This window comes from Methanothrix harundinacea 6Ac (genome assembly GCF_000235565.1).
Classification (GTDB): domain Archaea; phylum Halobacteriota; class Methanosarcinia; order Methanotrichales; family Methanotrichaceae; genus Methanocrinis; species Methanocrinis harundinaceus.
Window position 1 is genome coordinate 1,040,328 of the sequence record NC_017527.1, and the last position, 14,786, is coordinate 1,055,113.

General features: G+C 62.2%; 21 protein-coding genes. 6 read left to right on the forward strand and 15 right to left on the reverse strand.

Features of this window, described 5'->3' with window-relative positions:
• The first annotated feature begins 161 nt into the window (after positions 1-161).
• Positions 162-746: a hypothetical protein gene (locus MHAR_RS04860; protein WP_014586500.1), complete on the forward strand. Its 585-nt coding sequence runs from the start codon at positions 162-164 to the stop codon at positions 744-746.
• Positions 747-787: 41 nt separating this feature from the next.
• On the opposite strand, the gene MHAR_RS04865 is transcribed toward MHAR_RS04860, so the two are convergent.
• Both MHAR_RS04865 and MHAR_RS04870 read right to left on the reverse strand, forming a co-directional pair.
• On the reverse strand, positions 788-1,720 hold the full coding sequence (locus MHAR_RS04865) for a DUF1848 domain-containing protein (protein ID WP_014586501.1): 933 nt from the start codon (positions 1,718-1,720) through the stop codon (positions 788-790).
• A gap of 55 nt (positions 1,721-1,775) precedes the next feature.
• Complete coding sequence (locus MHAR_RS04870; RefSeq protein ID WP_014586502.1) at positions 1,776-2,048, reverse strand: hypothetical protein; 273 nt, start codon at positions 2,046-2,048, stop codon at positions 1,776-1,778.
• A 70-nt stretch (positions 2,049-2,118) separates the two neighbouring features.
• Between MHAR_RS04870 and MHAR_RS04875 the strand changes: the two genes are divergently transcribed.
• On the forward strand, positions 2,119-2,361 hold the full coding sequence (locus tag MHAR_RS04875; protein WP_014586503.1) for a YgiT-type zinc finger protein: 243 nt from the start codon (positions 2,119-2,121) through the stop codon (positions 2,359-2,361).
• A 156-nt stretch (positions 2,362-2,517) separates the two neighbouring features.
• Here MHAR_RS04875 and MHAR_RS13285 read toward each other — a convergent pair whose 3' ends face one another.
• The 11 genes from MHAR_RS13285 to MHAR_RS04925 form a co-directional block, all read right to left on the reverse strand.
• Complete coding sequence (locus MHAR_RS13285) at positions 2,518-3,705, reverse strand: DUF4062 domain-containing protein (protein ID WP_014586504.1); 1,188 nt, start codon at positions 3,703-3,705, stop codon at positions 2,518-2,520.
• A 27-nt stretch (positions 3,706-3,732) separates the two neighbouring features.
• Complete coding sequence (locus MHAR_RS04880) at positions 3,733-4,725, reverse strand: methanogenesis marker 12 protein (RefSeq protein ID WP_014586505.1); 993 nt, start codon at positions 4,723-4,725, stop codon at positions 3,733-3,735.
• Between the two features lies 1 nt (position 4,726).
• Entirely contained in the window at positions 4,727-5,692 is a 966-nt protein-coding gene (cofD, locus tag MHAR_RS04885) for a 2-phospho-L-lactate transferase (RefSeq protein WP_048144381.1), read from the reverse strand.
• Between the two features lie 27 nt (positions 5,693-5,719).
• A complete protein-coding gene (locus tag MHAR_RS04890; RefSeq protein WP_014586507.1) occupies positions 5,720-6,298 on the reverse strand; it encodes a ZPR1 zinc finger domain-containing protein in 579 nt (192 codons plus the stop codon).
• Positions 6,295-6,657, reverse strand: a complete 363-nt coding sequence (locus MHAR_RS04895; protein ID WP_014586508.1) for a cell division protein SepF — start codon at positions 6,655-6,657, stop codon at positions 6,295-6,297. The genes MHAR_RS04890 and MHAR_RS04895 overlap by 4 nt, the downstream gene beginning before the upstream one ends.
• Before the next feature lie 94 nt (positions 6,658-6,751).
• Positions 6,752-6,937 (reverse strand): hypothetical protein, encoded by a 186-nt coding sequence (locus MHAR_RS04900; RefSeq protein WP_014586509.1) that lies wholly within the window; start codon positions 6,935-6,937, stop codon positions 6,752-6,754.
• 30 nt (positions 6,938-6,967) lie between these two features.
• Positions 6,968-7,969: a 7,8-didemethyl-8-hydroxy-5-deazariboflavin synthase subunit CofG gene (cofG, locus tag MHAR_RS04905; RefSeq protein ID WP_014586510.1), complete on the reverse strand. Its 1,002-nt coding sequence runs from the start codon at positions 7,967-7,969 to the stop codon at positions 6,968-6,970.
• A 46-nt stretch (positions 7,970-8,015) separates the two neighbouring features.
• Positions 8,016-8,465 carry a UPF0179 family protein gene (locus MHAR_RS04910; protein WP_014586511.1) on the reverse strand — a complete coding sequence of 150 codons (450 nt, stop codon included), beginning with the start codon at positions 8,463-8,465 and terminating at the stop codon, positions 8,016-8,018.
• A gap of 21 nt (positions 8,466-8,486) precedes the next feature.
• Positions 8,487-9,518 carry an NAD(P)-dependent glycerol-1-phosphate dehydrogenase gene (locus tag MHAR_RS04915; RefSeq protein ID WP_014586512.1) on the reverse strand — a complete coding sequence of 344 codons (1,032 nt, stop codon included), beginning with the start codon at positions 9,516-9,518 and terminating at the stop codon, positions 8,487-8,489.
• A 176-nt stretch (positions 9,519-9,694) separates the two neighbouring features.
• The gene (locus tag MHAR_RS04920; RefSeq protein WP_014586513.1) at positions 9,695-10,453 is read right to left on the reverse strand and encodes an ABC transporter ATP-binding protein; all 759 of its coding nucleotides are present in this window, start codon (positions 10,451-10,453) and stop codon (positions 9,695-9,697) included.
• A 126-nt stretch (positions 10,454-10,579) separates the two neighbouring features.
• A complete protein-coding gene (locus MHAR_RS04925) occupies positions 10,580-11,374 on the reverse strand; it encodes an ATP-binding protein (RefSeq protein ID WP_014586514.1) in 795 nt (264 codons plus the stop codon).
• A 128-nt stretch (positions 11,375-11,502) separates the two neighbouring features.
• Here MHAR_RS04925 and MHAR_RS04930 point away from each other — a divergent pair, with 128 nt between their 5' ends.
• Complete coding sequence (locus MHAR_RS04930) at positions 11,503-11,841, forward strand: cupin domain-containing protein (RefSeq protein ID WP_048144846.1); 339 nt, start codon at positions 11,503-11,505, stop codon at positions 11,839-11,841.
• A gap of 95 nt (positions 11,842-11,936) precedes the next feature.
• Here the strand turns inward: MHAR_RS04930 and nifB are convergent, their stop codons facing one another.
• Positions 11,937-12,848 carry a nitrogenase cofactor biosynthesis protein NifB gene (gene nifB / locus MHAR_RS04935; protein WP_048144382.1) on the reverse strand — a complete coding sequence of 304 codons (912 nt, stop codon included), beginning with the start codon at positions 12,846-12,848 and terminating at the stop codon, positions 11,937-11,939.
• Between the two features lie 143 nt (positions 12,849-12,991).
• Here nifB and MHAR_RS04940 point away from each other — a divergent pair, with 143 nt between their 5' ends.
• Entirely contained in the window at positions 12,992-13,279 is a 288-nt protein-coding gene (locus MHAR_RS04940; RefSeq protein ID WP_014586517.1) for a signal recognition particle subunit SRP19/SEC65 family protein, read from the forward strand.
• A gap of 73 nt (positions 13,280-13,352) precedes the next feature.
• On the opposite strand, the gene MHAR_RS04945 is transcribed toward MHAR_RS04940, so the two are convergent.
• Positions 13,353-13,646: a DUF211 domain-containing protein gene (locus tag MHAR_RS04945; RefSeq protein WP_014586518.1), complete on the reverse strand. Its 294-nt coding sequence runs from the start codon at positions 13,644-13,646 to the stop codon at positions 13,353-13,355.
• 77 nt (positions 13,647-13,723) lie between these two features.
• On the opposite strand from MHAR_RS04945, the gene MHAR_RS04950 reads away from it, so the two are divergent.
• Complete coding sequence (locus MHAR_RS04950) at positions 13,724-14,359, forward strand: histidinol phosphate phosphatase domain-containing protein (RefSeq protein WP_048144383.1); 636 nt, start codon at positions 13,724-13,726, stop codon at positions 14,357-14,359.
• Between the two features lie 21 nt (positions 14,360-14,380).
• Positions 14,381-14,773 (forward strand): DUF2209 domain-containing protein, encoded by a 393-nt coding sequence (locus MHAR_RS04955; protein ID WP_228369631.1) that lies wholly within the window; start codon positions 14,381-14,383, stop codon positions 14,771-14,773.
• Positions 14,774-14,786: the final 13 nt, after the last annotated feature.

The following is a 14,786-nucleotide window of genomic DNA, read 5'->3' on the forward strand; positions in this document are numbered from 1 at the left end:
CGTTTCTTTCTGGCCCTGGACCCAGGGCTCCGGGCCGAAGCCGCGATGATTGGTCGAGATCTTCGAGGATGATACTACCCGTTCACGAAGTCCGGCCAAAACTTCAATGTTTTCGGACTCAGGCCGGACGGTTAGGGCTGGCTTTTGGGGAGTCTAGATCGATGAAGACGCTGATCGGTTTAATGATAGTCTTTCAGATCTCCGCCTGCTATGCGGTAGCTGTTTCTGATCTATCGAGCAGCTGGCTGATCGGCTACGAATTAGAGGGCGGAAACGACGGCGGGCCGCTGGCCGGCGGCAGCGCCGCCTCCATCACCGAATCCGGCTCCACCCTCTGCGGAAGATCGACCCTCGACGGAAGAAACGACGGCTTTCTGATAGGCCTGGCGGAGGGGAGGAGCATCGACGTGGCCATCACATTTCGTCATAACCCCGTCATCTTCGTCAGGCTGGTGGGCAGTTTTGATGCTGACGAAATCCGGGGAAGATTCTCCGCCTACTCCTCCGATGGGGATTTCTGGATGGGAACTTTTTCTGCGACGCGGGCCGGCCCCGGGGAGGGTCATGCGAGCTACGCCGAAGACGCCGATGTTGTCCCAAAGCCCACCGTCTTCATAGATCCGGAGGCGATCTGGAGCGAGCAGCAGGGCAAAGACCGCCGAGACGTCTTCGATATCTACTACTCCAGAGATACGGTTCTCATGTGCAGAAACAAGCCGATGATCTGGCAGTGGTGGCTCTATTGATGAGGCGGAGGCGGCGCGATCTTGGACCGGACGGTTCGGCCTCAGAAGAGGGTCATCTGGCCCTTCGACTCCGGGGCCGGGGCCGCCTCCTCCCCCGGCCCCCAAAGAAAATCGCCCCCGGGGTCGTGGCTCTTCCGCCGGCGCAAGGCCATCTCCCGCCGGAGGACGGCGTAGCAGAAGGCGCATCCGGCGGGGCAGGTGTCGTACTCGCCTATGTCGACGGCCTCGTAGCAGCCGCACTCCGGCCGCTTCCCCTTCAGCCGGGCCCGGATCCGTCGCCCACCGACGGCGGCGAGCCTTCGGGCGTCGACGCACCGGGCGGCCGCCGCCCCGGGAACGATGTACTTTCGCTGGGAGCAGACCGAGAGGCTCATTCCGTGGCGCCTCGCCACCTCCACGAGCTTTGAGGCGAGGTCGAGCTTGACATCGTCGGGGGGGTCCATCCAGGTGAAGCCGAAATTGCGGGCCGCGAGGTCGAGGTTCCGAGCGGCCTTCCGATAAACTTGGGCGAAGGAGATCACCACCTCGTCGACGGACCCCTCCAGGGCGGAGGCGAGGCTCTCGAAGTTCTCGAGGTGGAACTCTGCCGGCGTCAGGGAAGAGAAGATGATCGGGTCGTACCGCCAGACGGCGGCCTTCGGCCCGTACGCCTCGGCGACGGCCCTGATCTGCCGGACCGCCACAGCGGCGCCGACGGCGGCGGGCTCCAGGGCCCGCGGATAGCCGGTGACGGTCTGCTGGACGACGAAGGGGCGGCCGAACTGCGCCACCCTCGTAAGCCTGCCCATGAAGGGGCCGAGGTTTCTCGTCCAGAAGACGAAGCCGTCGACGTCCTCCGGCAGGAGGCTCACCCGGCGGACCTGGCGGTTGTTGTACGGATTGGAGACGGAGCAGTACCCCGCCTCGAGCCTCTTCTCGAACCACTCGCCGTAGAAGGCGGGGATGTCCGTCCTGTAGCTTGCGGAGATGATCATCTTTCGCCACCAAAAAAATCAGCCGCTCTTATCCATAGCCCCCGCTCCCATCATCTCATCGCATCTTGCAGCTCTTATTGTAGTGGGGGCACCTCTCGTTGGTGCAGACGTTCTCGCGGGTGAGGGCGACGAGCTCTACGTGGAGGAGGTCGAGCCTCCCCTGCAGGTCTGGCGGGAGGCCGGCGAAATCGGGCCATGTGACGATCTCGCCGATCCGGTCCCTCAGCTCGACAGACCGCATCCAGTCGCCTTGGAGGGAGGAGAACTCCCGCTCGAGGTCGGAGACGATTTTCTTCCAGGTCAGGGGATCACGCTCCGGTTCATGCAAAACGAGATTTCAGGCTAAATGATATACATAGTCTGCGATGTCTTGAAGCTGTGAGTGGAGGCGATGGCGCATGAGACCCTTTGAGAAGTGCCCCGTCTGCGGCGGGGAGCTGGTGGAGAAAGAGGTGGAGAAGCTCCTCAGAGGCGGCGCTCACACCGCTCTTCTGAAGGTGAGGGCCGAGGTCTGTCTACGCTGCGGCGGGCGGGTCTATTCTCAGGAGACGGTCAGGCGGTTCGAGGAGATCAGATCGAAGCTGAGGCGCCAGGATACGGCGGAGTTCAAGCCGATGGGGCTGTCGTTCGAGGTGGTATAGGCGTGGAGAAGCATTCGTCTCACTTTTTGTTTGGTGGGATTGTCTCGAATTCTACGCAATCGACTAAGATGCTAATGTTAAGATGGCCTCTTCTTGATACGAAAAGCGTTATATTTAAATGGTCCAATAAAGAGAAAAGTATCTTATGTTGGCATATTAATCGCCATATTTTTTTGTTGTAAAAGAAGTCATTACCACCCATAATGGTTCAGGCCAATAGTAAACATCATAAACTCCACCACCACAGCAATCAACATGTGCACTACCACCACCACGACAAATATTTTTCGTATCATAAATCTCTAAATAGTTTGGAGGAAATCGTGCATGAATTCCTACAAAAACGTTTCCATATTCTGGGCGAATCCAAACAAAATACCATTCAAGAGGCAAATCCGGAGGTGGACCGTCATGTCGATCATTAGTTGCGTAGAAAGCACAAGCACCATCTGGGCTTAACAAGCCAGTGCCTCTACCAGAGATATTCCTAGGTTTGAGATTAAATTTATTTAAATAATTTACATAAGTAATCCAGAGGCCCTTAGCAATACCCCATGGATCTTCGTTATAGGCAGTTATCCAAGATGGGGCTTCACCATCCAAATCTGAATCGTCTTCTACGAATTGCATCTTAGCTATTTGGTCAAGTTCTGAATTAGATAATCTTATAATATCGATCCGAATTTCAGCCCTATCATCCGTCAATATCGTAGTTGAATTAACATTATCACCAACATCTGGGTCTCTTTTTACCCAACCAGTTGGATTTTCATATCTAAACTTAAGTTTTGCTGGCTTCTTGCCCCAACTTTTTTGCCATCCTTGCATTTGCTTACTTAAATGTCGTTGGATTAGCTTTCCAAATTCATCTATATCTTCGTAAATACAACATAAATTGTGCAGCCTTAATTTTGCTTTAAACTTATTAATTTTATCTAGCTCATCAACATCTATTTCACTACGTTCAGATGGTAATATCTTTTTGAAATAAAACATAATTTTAATCTGATTCGAATCCTTACGATATCGTTCGTAAGCTCTCTCATACTCTTCAACTGTCCCTGAATCTGCTCGTGTTGTAGCAGTCCCTAGGCGTTTCCAAATTATACCGATGAAAATATCATAATTATAATTATCTATTTGTTTATTAATAACATCTTGTGGGTCCTCACCTACACCAGGACAAACGTCACGTTCCCATGTAATGAGATCGAGATGAGTACCGAGTTTATCACTCCATGTTCGGTTCAATTCATCAACAACATCATCTAATTTTCTCCGTTCTTTAGTCACATCTCCCGGAGATGCGACAAATACCCTAATGTGTGAAAGATATCTCGACATATGTGCTCAATGTTATGTGTAATAATTTCATAAAGCTATCCCCGCATCCACCCTCAGCCCCAGCACCTCCCTCGCCCCCTTGTACACATCCTCCGCGATAAGCGCGCATCCCAGGGCCGCATCGCAGCTTGCGAGCGGCAGAACCTCGCGCCCCAGAAGCTCCGAGACCCTCCCCGATATCCGGGAGGCGGGGTCGCCCGCGAGGTACAGCGCCGGTTCGGCGGCGCCCAGGTCCCGGAGGAGGACGCCCATGGCGGCGAGCTCCATGGCGGCATAGAGCGCGAGCGCCTCGAAGGCCGCCTCCTTCTCTTCTTCGGTGCAGCTCTTGAGGGTGAGGCCCTGCTTCCGCAAGATCCCGCCCCGGGTGAAGGCCTCGTTGGCAGTCATCTTCCCGGCGTCAACTTTTCGGATCGCGGCGACGTCGAGAGGCCCGTGCAGAAGGCCGGGGGCGAAGATGGGGGCGTCGATGGCCCCGGCTATGCGCCCAGCGGCGACGCCGATGGTGACCACATTGGAGCTGGCGTCGGATATGATGAAGTCCTTCTTGCCGTCTTTATAGACCTTGTAGGCGAGCCCCAGCTTCTCGGGGCTGGCGCCGTGGGAGAATACCTTCATCCGGGGGTCGATCTTGGAGCGGTCGTGGATCCCGGGCAGCAGGATCGCGGGCCAGCCCGCCGCGAGGACGGCGTCGAAGACGTTCGTCCCGCCGCCGACGTGCAGGCCCGCGCCGTCCTGGCTGATGACGCCGCGGTTCTCGGCGTCCTCGATCCTAACGATGTCGGTGATCCCGTCCCCCATGGAGTAGCAGAGGGCGAGGAGCTCGACCTCTTCGGCGCCGGAGCCGGATCTGGCGGCTTCGGCTCCCCCGGGGGCCGGGGCGAGGTCGAAGGCCCCCCGGATCCGGTCGATGATCTCCCCAGGGGCGAGCCTGGCCGCCTCCTCCCTCGGGATGACGAGGCAGTTGCCGTCGGAGTCTGCAAACCTCATCGCCCTCGTCCCGTGATCGACGCCGATGAACATCCTACACCGCCTCCGCCTCAATCCCCGGCTCCATACCTTCATCAGCGATCCTGACGATCTCTTCCGCCAGCCTCAGGCTCTCCGCCTCGTTCCTCATGGTCGTGTCCAGCCGGACGGAGGGGCCTCGATAGTCGCTTCCGGGGCTGACCACCATCAGGTCGACACACCCGAGGATCTCGGCGACCCCCTGGTCGGTGACGGGAAACCCCCAGGCCCGCATGAACTTCGCGGCGGGGCCGCTGACGGGCCGCCCATCGACGAGGGGGCTGATGGCGATGACCCGGCTTCTCCGTCTCCTTTCGCTCCCGCACCCCTTCTTACTCAGGAGGTCCCGGACCCCCCGGAGGGCGAGGATCGGCCCGATGCTGGAGACGGGGTTGCTCGGCCCGATGAGGATCGGCTCTCCCACCTCGGCCGCCCTCTCCAGGGCGGCGAGAAATTCGAGGCTTGGGAGGGCGTCCTCGATCCCCCTGAACCGTACCCCCATCACATCGGGTCGGCCGGACCGGCCCACCCAGAACTCCTGGAGGTGGATCTCCCCCTCGGGGGTCGATATCATGGTGGAGACGGGGTCGTCGGTCATGGGGACGACCTTTCCGGCGACCTTCAGGGCACGGCAGAGCCTCGCCGTCGCCTCGGAGAGGGAGAGCCCCTCCCGGAGGAGCTCGGACCGGAATATATGGATGGAGCGGTCGAGGTCTCCGAGGGCGAGGAGCTCCCGGCGGCCGAGGCTCTTCAGAAAATTGTGGGTCCTAAAAGTGTCCCCCTCGATCCCCCACCACCTCCTCCGGTCGATCATCCCCGCCAGGGTGTAGACGACGGTGTCGAGGTCCGGCGAGACGAGGTTTCCCGAGATCCAGAGGTCGTCGGCGGTGTTGGCGACGACCGTCAGCTCCCGGGGATCGAGGACCTCCTTCAGCCCGACGAGGAGCTTCGGGGTCCCCGTCCCGCCGCTGAGGACTATCAGTCTATCCGCCTCCCTGGGCTTCTCCGGTCAGGCGGCGGAGTCGAGGATGATCATCCCGGTCTTCAGATCCTCGCACTCCTCGGGGGTGAGCCTCGTCGAGATCGCCTTCTCGGATACGATGGCGCTATTTCCCAGGGGGTCCTCCAGGATCAGGGTGAGGGGGCCGACCCCCTCCATCGCCCGATCGATCCGCTCGATTATCCATTCGCCCCGGCAGACGTTCTCCTCCGCCCCCGCGTCCCGGGCGGACCGGGTGGCGAAGAGGACGATATCCCGGACCCTCTGGAGGACTCCCTCGACGTTCGATATGTAGGCCTCGGAGGCGGGGCCGGGCTCCACGTCGATCCCCAGCTCCGGAAGCCTGATCGTCCCGCTGGTGGACCTGATCACCCGGGCGTTCAGGTCTGCCACCTCCTCGATGGTGATGGCATACCTGACGGGATCGCCCTGGCTGAGGAGGATGGTGTCGCTGAGCTTGAAGCCGCAGGCATCGCAGACCCCGGCGATGATCAGCGCCTCGCCGAAGTGGGGGATCTCCTTAGTCTCCCAGTCGAAGGCGATCTCGGCGGAGCAGATCGGGCAGCTCGAGGTGGTCTTCGCCTTCAATCCTCCGCCCCCAGGACGTCCTCCCGATCTATCCTCATCCGCCGGGGGACGACTATCACCAGGTTGTCGCCGAGGCCGGCTATGTCCCCCCTCAGATCCTCGACGGAGGCCTTCAACTCCCCGATCGCCTCATCGAGGAGGTCCTTCTCCCTCCTCATGGGAGATATGTCCACCAGGACGAGGTTGCCCCTCTCTATCTCCGTCTTTATCTCGGGGAGGACCTCGAGGTCGTTCAGCTCCGCCATCTTCACCAGGATCTCCGAGGGGCCCCCGCCGGAGACCTCCTCGAACTGCCCCAGGTCTATGTTCACGTAATCCTCATCCCCAGACCTGCCCATCAACTTGTCCAAGATGCCCATATCTCGACCTCTAGCAGGAGGTATGCTGCCTCATCAAATCCATCTCCAGCCGCCTATAACTCCCCCGTCTCCATCTCAGTCCATCCTTCCAGCCTCAGGGCTCAACTCTCAAAAGCCCGAACCCTGCTAGCCCCATCAGGATCATGAAGGCGAGGACCGCGACGACGAACCCCGCCGGCCGCATGGGCTCGGGAGCCTCCGTCTGAACCAGGATCAAGAGCAATATCATCAACAGGACGAGCCCGGAGCTGGCGCATATCTCAAGGGCCTTCTTATTCATACCGCCCCCCCTTTGCTCTGCTCTCAGATATCATTTGCGATTCGGACCTTCCACCCGAGCCCTCCTCCGGAGGCCGTCGGGCCCCGCCAGCTCCTCGACGAGGGCCCAGGTCTTTCTCCCATGCCACCGGAGGCGGATATGCCTAGGGTAGACCGGGAGCCTCTCCAGAAGATCAAAGCCGGGGAGCCGGACTTTCAGCTCCATCAGGGTCGGCCACTGCCTCTCCGGGTTGATCCAGTCCGGGGTGACGGAGCTGATCCCGCCCAGGTCGTCCGCCCCCGCCTCCGCCAGGAGGAGGGGATCTGCCAGGTTTGGGGGGACCTGGACGGCGACCTCCGGCGGCAGGATCGACCGAGCCATCCTCACCGTCTCCGCCAGGATCTCCGGCCCTGGCGCTGGGGCCCCAGACATCGCCGTCCCCGGCTTGGGGTCGAAGGGCTGGACGATCACCTCCTGGATGTGGCCATGAGCCTCGTGGGCCCTTCTTATGGCATCGATCGATCGGAGCCGGTCCGCCTCCGTCTCGCCGATCCCCACCAGGATCCCGGTGGTGAAGGGGATCTTCAGCTCCCCCGCCGCCGCCATCGCCGCGAGCCTCAATAGAGGCCTCTTTCCCGGGGAGGATCGGTGGGCCTCCACCTCGGCGGTCGTCTCGAGCATCAGCCCCATGCTGGCGTTGTAGGGCATAAGCCTCCTCATCTCCTCCTTCGAGAGGAGGCCGGCGTTGGTGTGGGGGAGGAGGCCCCTCTCCAGGGCCAGCTCCGATAGCTCTATCAGGTAGCCTATGAGGTCGTCATACCCCGCCCCTTTCAGGATCTCGGCGAAGCCGGAGACCTCCCAGGGCGCCTCCCCCAGGGAGAAGAGGGCCTCAGAGGAGCCCGCCGAGGCTCCCCGGTCGAGGAGGTCGATCGCCTCCCGGCGGCCGATGATCCTCCCGCGATCCCGCCGGAAGCTGCAGTATCCGCACCGGTTTCTGCAGACGTCGGTGACCGGTATGAAGACGTTCCGGGAGTAGGTGAGAACCCCTCTCATGAAGGCTGTCCGCAATGAAAATAGGAGGATGGGGGGCGGGGGGATCTCAGCGCCTCAGCTCCACCAGCTTCAGCTTGTTTCCGATCTCGCACTCCTCGGGGGCCTCGCCGACGAGGTCGACGATGGTGCACCTGTCCCCCTCCTTCAGGCCGACGGGGTGGCAGAGCTCGTACATGGTGCACTCGTACCTCTCGCACCTGGGCGGCTCCAGGACGGTCTTCGACCCGGCGAAGGCCTTCCTCGCGTCGATGGCCGCGATGATGGGGCTCTCGGTCACCTCCACCGCCCGGACCCCCGCCTCGTGGATGGGACAGTCGTGGACCAGCTCCCCCCGGATCCCCAGGATCCTGTACCTCCTCCCCGACTCGAGGTTGGTGCAGGTGTTCCTCAGCTTGCAGGTCTCGCATTCCGGAGAGGGGGCGTTGAAGATGAACTCCATCCCTATAGTCGCGAGCTTGGTTCCTATCAGGGTGATCTGTGTTGCTGCTTCGGACATGTTTTCTCCTCAAATGAATAATTATATTATCTTGGTCTTCTTGGCTGCCGCGGCTGCTGCCTCTCGGGTGAGCCCCGAGCCGAGGATGGTGTACCGCTCGGGGCGGATGGTGTGGGCGGAGGTGAGGGCCTCGATCACCGTCTCCTCCGCGAGGCCGATATCGGCGGCCGAGGTCGGGGCCCCCACCTTCTCCAGGGCCTCCCGGATCATCCTCCAGTCGCCGCCGTGGAGGTACATCATGACTATGGTCCCAAGGCCGCAGAGCTCGCCGTGGAGGGCCTTCCCCGGTTCGATCCTGTTTATGGCGTGGGCGAACTTGTGCTCCGAGCCGCTGGCGGGGCGGGAGGAGCCTGCGATGGACATGGCGACGCCGCTCGAGATGAGGGCCTTGACGACGATCCTCGCCGACTCCTCGAGCCCCGGCTTCAGCTCCGAGGAGGTCTCGACGATCATCCTCGCCGTCATCTCCGATAGGGCCGAGGCGTACTCGCTGTACTCCTCCCCCCGGAGGCGGTGGGCGAGCTTCCAGTCCCTGACGGCGGTGATGTTGGAGATTATGTCGCCGCATCCGGCCGCCAGGAGCCTCTTGGGCGCCTGGGAGATGATGGCGGTGTCGGCGACGATCCCGAAGGGGGCCTGGGCGGAGACGGAGGTCGTCTCGCCGTCGATGGTGAGGGAGGCCTGGGCGGAGCAGATACCGTCGTGGGAGGCGGCGGTGGGGATGGAGACGAAGGGGACGCCGACCCTGACGGAGGCGAGCTTGGCTACGTCGATGGACCTCCCCCCTCCGACCCCCACGAGAAATCCCGCCCCCATATCCGCCGCCATCCGTTCCGCCCTCTCCACCTCCTCGATCTTTGAAAATTTTGTGATCATCAGGGCCGTCTCGAAGCCGCCCTCTTCCAGCCGCCGGGAGATCTCTCCGCCGACGAGCTCGCAGGTTCTGGGGCCCGTGACGATGAGGGCACCGCCCGCGAGTTTGAGGTCTCTGGAGATCTCGGCCACCTCTCTTGCGACGCCGCTGCCGACGACCACCAGCCGCGGAAGCTCCATCCACTTTGATCTCCTCAACGGTCTCACCAGCTCAAGACAAAATTCGTACCTCTACGAATATAAACGCTCGCAAAAGGGTTCCCTCAGCCGGTCCGGATCGGTCCACTCGAGATGGAAGGCCCCTCAAGTCGGCGGGGTATGGTGAGATGGAAGGATTGGCAAACCTGAAAAAATCCTCAATCCTTTCGGAGGCACTTCAGAACGGAGAGGACCTGCTCTCGGTACCTGTTCACCTCGGCGCTGGTCCTGACCCTGGGCCGGGGGATCTCGACGTCGATGATCTCGCTGATCTGGCCGGGGCGGGCGGACATGATCACCACCCGGTCGGCGAGGTAGATCGCCTCGTCGACGCTGTGGGTGACGAAGATGACGGTCTTCTGCTGCTCCTGCCAGATCCGGAGGAGCTCCGCCTGCATGACGTTCCTCGTCTGGGCGTCGAGGGCGCCGAAGGGCTCGTCCATGAATAGAGCCCGCGGGTTGTTCACCAGGGCCCGGACTATCGCGACCCTCTGCTTCATCCCCCCCGAGAGCTCGTGGGGGTAGCTGTTCTCAAACCCCGCAAGGCCCACCGCCGTGATGTACCGGCGGGCCTTCTCGTGCCGCTCCGCCTTGGAGACGCCTTTAAGCTCCAGGCCGAAGGCTACGTTGTCGAGGATCGTCCTCCAGGGAAAGAGGGAGTACTCCTGAAATACCATCCCCCGCTGGGGCCCCGGCCCCTCGATCGGCTCGCCGTCCAGGAGGACCGCGCCGCTGGTGGGCCTCTCGAGGCCGGCCATGATCCGCAGGAGGGTCGTCTTGCCGCAGCCGGAGGGGCCGAGGAGGCAGATGAACTCCTTGTCGTAGACGGAGAGGTTGACGTCGCGTAGGGCCTCAAAGCGCTTCCCCTTCACCGAGAAGCTCTTCGAGAGGTCCCTGATCTCCAGGAGGGCGGCCATAGTGGCGGGGAGTTGGTCGGGGGAGGTATAAGGCTTTTCTGTCGGCTGCCTATCACGTGCTACCAGCGGCCTCCGAGGCCTTTGATCTCCGACTCTAATCGGCGCCATTGCCGATCATCCCTCACCTCACCCCTGCACCTCCCCGTCGATCCCGAGGATGACGCTCCTCACCGGCACCTCCTTTCCCGCCCTCTTCAGAGACTGCCGGACGAAGGCCTCCAGGTTCGAGCAGCAGGGGACCTCCATCTCCAAAACGGTGATATCCTCGATCTCGTGGGCGGCGAGGATCGCGGCGAGCCCCTCGACGAAGCTCTCCCTCTCGTCGAGCTTCGGGCAGCCGATGAGGGTCGTCCTTCCCCGGATGAAGTCCTGGTGGACCCAAGGTGTGGCGAAGGCGGTGCAGTCTCCTGCAATTAGAAGGCGCGCGCCGTCGAAATGAGGCGAGTCGACGTGAGCAAGCCGCATCTGGACCGGCCAGTTGGAGAGCTCCGGCTGGATGGCGGCGGCCGCCGGCCCCGAAGCCGGGGCGCGGCTCCGCCTCCCGGCGAGCTTCGAGGAGCCGAGCCTTCCCGCCCCCGTGCCCCTCAGGGCCATCGGGCAGCCGCCCTCCCCCTCGCCGGGGCCGTCGCCATCCTCGCAGCCCCTCCCGCGCCCCGGCGGTCGGGTCGGGTGGGCCGGTTCGACCGCCGCCTTCGCCGCCAGCTCATCGAACTCCTCCGCCTCCCGCTCCTCCATCGAGAGGGCGCCCGTCGGGCAGTCGCCGATGCAGGCGCCGAGGCCGTCGCAGAGGCTCTCCCGGACGACCTTCGCCTTTCCGCCGACGATCTCGATGGCGTTCTCGGGACAGGCGAGGACGCAGTTTCCGCACCCGTCGCAGAGGGCCTCGTCGATCTTTATGATCTTCCTTATGACCACCTTCATCCACCCCTAACCGACGCCAGTATTCGGCTCACCAGATCCATCTCCACAAGCATATACGTCGACGACTCAAATAAGCTTCGAAGAAGATTTCGAAGAAGATTTCGATAGCTTTCGTGGAGGCTGAAAAGATGAAGATCGTCGAGGTGGAGAAGGCCGATGGGGCGCCAAACCCCCACGGGGTCGATGCGAGGATGATCAGCGATACGGAATCGGCCCAGGTGGTCCACCTCACCCTTGCGCCCGGGGAATCCCTCAAGAAGCACGTCACCCCCGTCGACGTCGTCTTCTACGTCCTGGAGGGGAGGGGGATCGTTGAGATCGGGGACGAGAAGAGGGAGGTTACTGCCGACTCCCTGGTGGAGAGCCCGGCGAAGATCCCCCACCGCTGGACCAACCCGGGCGATCGGCGTCTCAGGGTCCTCGTCGTCAAGACCCCGAGGCCAACGGAGCAGACCCGGATCCTGTGAGGGCGGTTCCGGGGACCTCGGCGATCCGGCCCCCGAGAGCCTTTTTTTAGCTCTCAGGCCGAACGGACGGACCGACGACGTCGGACGATTCGGATCTACGACTTATCGGCCTTTTCGGACTTATCGAACTCCTGCTGGACGTCGCAGCCGAGCTTTCCGATGGCGTCGGACCTGCACTGTCGGCAGTGCCTCATCTGCTTCATCACCTTGGCGAGCTCGTCCTGGACCGCCCTCTTCTCGGCCGGGGTCGGGGGCGATAGGTGGGCGAACCGGTACTGGGGGATCAGGGGCATCACGTTCTGGATGTAAACCCCGAGCCTCTTGATCCTCTTTGTGATATCCATGATGTGGCCGTCGTTGATCGTCGGTATCAGGACGGTGTTCACCTTGACGATCATCTTCCTCCTGACCGCCTCTTCCAGCCCCCTCAGCTGGTGGTCGAGGAGGAGCTCGGCCGCCTCCAGGCCGGTGTACTTCTTGCCGGCATAGATGACGTGCTCGTAGATCTCCTTTCCGATATTGGGGTCGACGGCGTTGAGGGTGACGGTGACGTTGCTGACGCCGAGGCTGTCGAGCCGTTCGATCTCATCGGGGAGGAGGAGGCCGTTGGTGCTGACGCATAAGATGAGCTTCGGATACTTCTCCCCCACCAGCCTGAAGGTCTCGAAGGTCGCCTCGTTGTAGAGGGGCTCGCCGGGGCCTGCGACCGCCACCACCTTGATGTAGTGGAGCTTCTCCATCACCTCGTCGACCCGCTGGAGCGCCTCTGCGGGGGTCAGGACCTGGCTCGTCACCCCGGGCCTCGTCTCGTTGACGCAGTCGAAGTCCCGGATGCAGTAGTTGCACTGGATGTTGCATCGAGGGGCGACGGCGAGGTGCATCCTGCCGAACCGGTGGCAGGCCTTCTCGCTGAAGCAGGGGTGCTCCTGGATCCTCCTCAGCTGCTCCGGATCCCAGGGAACCTCCTGGTCGCCGACCTTGGCGGTGGGATAGGCATTCTCGCTCATGATCACGAACTCCAGAGATCCTTTCGGCCTTTCTTCTCTAAAAGGATATCTGAAGGGCTGAAGGTTCGGAGGTCCCCGCCGCCCCGCCGCCTACCCCGGATCGGCCAAAAATCTTATCCCGCAGGGGAGCGTCGAGCACTCTTATGTCCAGCAAAGACGGCCGATGGGTGATCTGGCCCGCCTACATCGACGCCGGGAGGTCGAGGGGCCAGGGGAGGGCGGTGTCGAGGCGCGATGCCGTCGAGGAGCCCACCGTCGACGAGATCCTCGTCGCCGCCTTGGAGATGGGTCTCCAGGCGGAGGCGGAGAGGGATAAGCATTACCCTAAGGAGTGGTGGGAGAAGTCCGGCAGGGTGAGGGTCCAGAAGAAGGGGCCGAAGGCCGCTCTGGTCAGAGAGATCGCCACCAGGATCCGAAGGCGACGTGGCTGATCCGGGGCGAGGGGCCTGAGGCCCATCTGAAAGATGCCGCGCAGACCCTAGGGGTCCGTCCTCCGGGCTGACCTCACCGGTCCTGGGCGGTCTCCACGCCTTCTACGATCTCCTTTCCTGCCACGACCTCGTCGATGCTGTGGATTACGCCGCCGAAGTCCTCGATCACCGACTCCACAGCCAGGTAGTCTATCTTATCCCCCTTGATGGTGATCTTGATCGTCTCGGTCTGCTGGTCCACCTCGGAGAGGCTGAGGTTCACCCCGGTTATCCCGCCGAGCTTGCTCAGAGCCTCGGCGAGCTCGAGGATGGTGGGGACATGGGGCTTCAATACGTCAAGTACCAAACGTCTGATGGCGGTGGTCATCGAAAACTCCCGTCTTTATCTTGGGCGGATCTCGGTTTGAGGCAATACTTAATAATGTTTGTGATTCAGGCAAGCTCATGATCGACCTTCACACCCATACCGTCTTCAGCGACGGCGAGCTGATCCCTTCCGAGCTGGTCCGGCGGGCCGAGATGAAGGGGTGCCGCGCCCTGGGGATCACCGATCACGTCGACTTCACCAACGTCGAGTTCGTCATCAGCCAGGTCTCGAAGGTCAAGGCGCTGGAGGATGTCCTGGAGATGAGGATCCTCGCCGGGGTCGAGCTGACCCACGTCCCCCCGGCGAAGATGGAGCGGCTGGCGACCCTGGCCCGGAGGATCGGAGCCGACCTCGTCGTCGTCCACGGGGAGACGGCCGTCGAGCCGGTGGCCCCCGGGACTAACCGGAGAGCGATAGAGATCGGGGTCGATATCCTCGCCCACCCCGGCTTCATCACCCCCGAGGAGGTGGACCTGGCGAGGGATAACGGCGTCTGCCTCGAGCTGACCGCCCGCCGCGGCCACAACATGACGAACGGCCACGTCGCCCGCCTCGCCCTGGAGGCGGGGGCGAGGATCGTCGTCGACACCGACGCCCACGCCCCCGAGGACCTGATCGACCGCGAGAGGGCGATCGAGATCGCCCGGGGGGCGGGGCTCACCCTGGAGCGGGCGACGGCTGTCGTCGACAAACACGCCATAATCGACCTCTGACGAAGAGATGGTACCTTGGACGTGGTGGCCGTCGACATATCGGGGAGGCACGCCGTGGCCGGAAGATACATCATGGTCTCCGCCTCGGTGGCGGCGAGGATATCCCCCGAGGGGGTCGAGAGGACGAGGAGGATGAGGCTCGTCCCCCGGGTGGCGGAGTCGGTGGATATGGAGGTGGTGATCGGCCTCATGGAGGAGTCGGTCCGGGGGCTCTCCGGCGTCGTCCTCGCCGAGAGGGGCGACCTCTACAACCTCGAGCGGTGGAGGGTCGAGAGCATCCTGGGACGGGAGTTCAAGTACCCCGAGTCCCGGGGGGAGAGGAGGGCGGTGGAGCTCGCCCACCACGCCTCCTTCGCCGGCCGGAGGCTGGCCCTGAGGCTGATGGATGAGGGGTGGGATTCGGTTGAGGGATGAGGGTGGGAGGTCC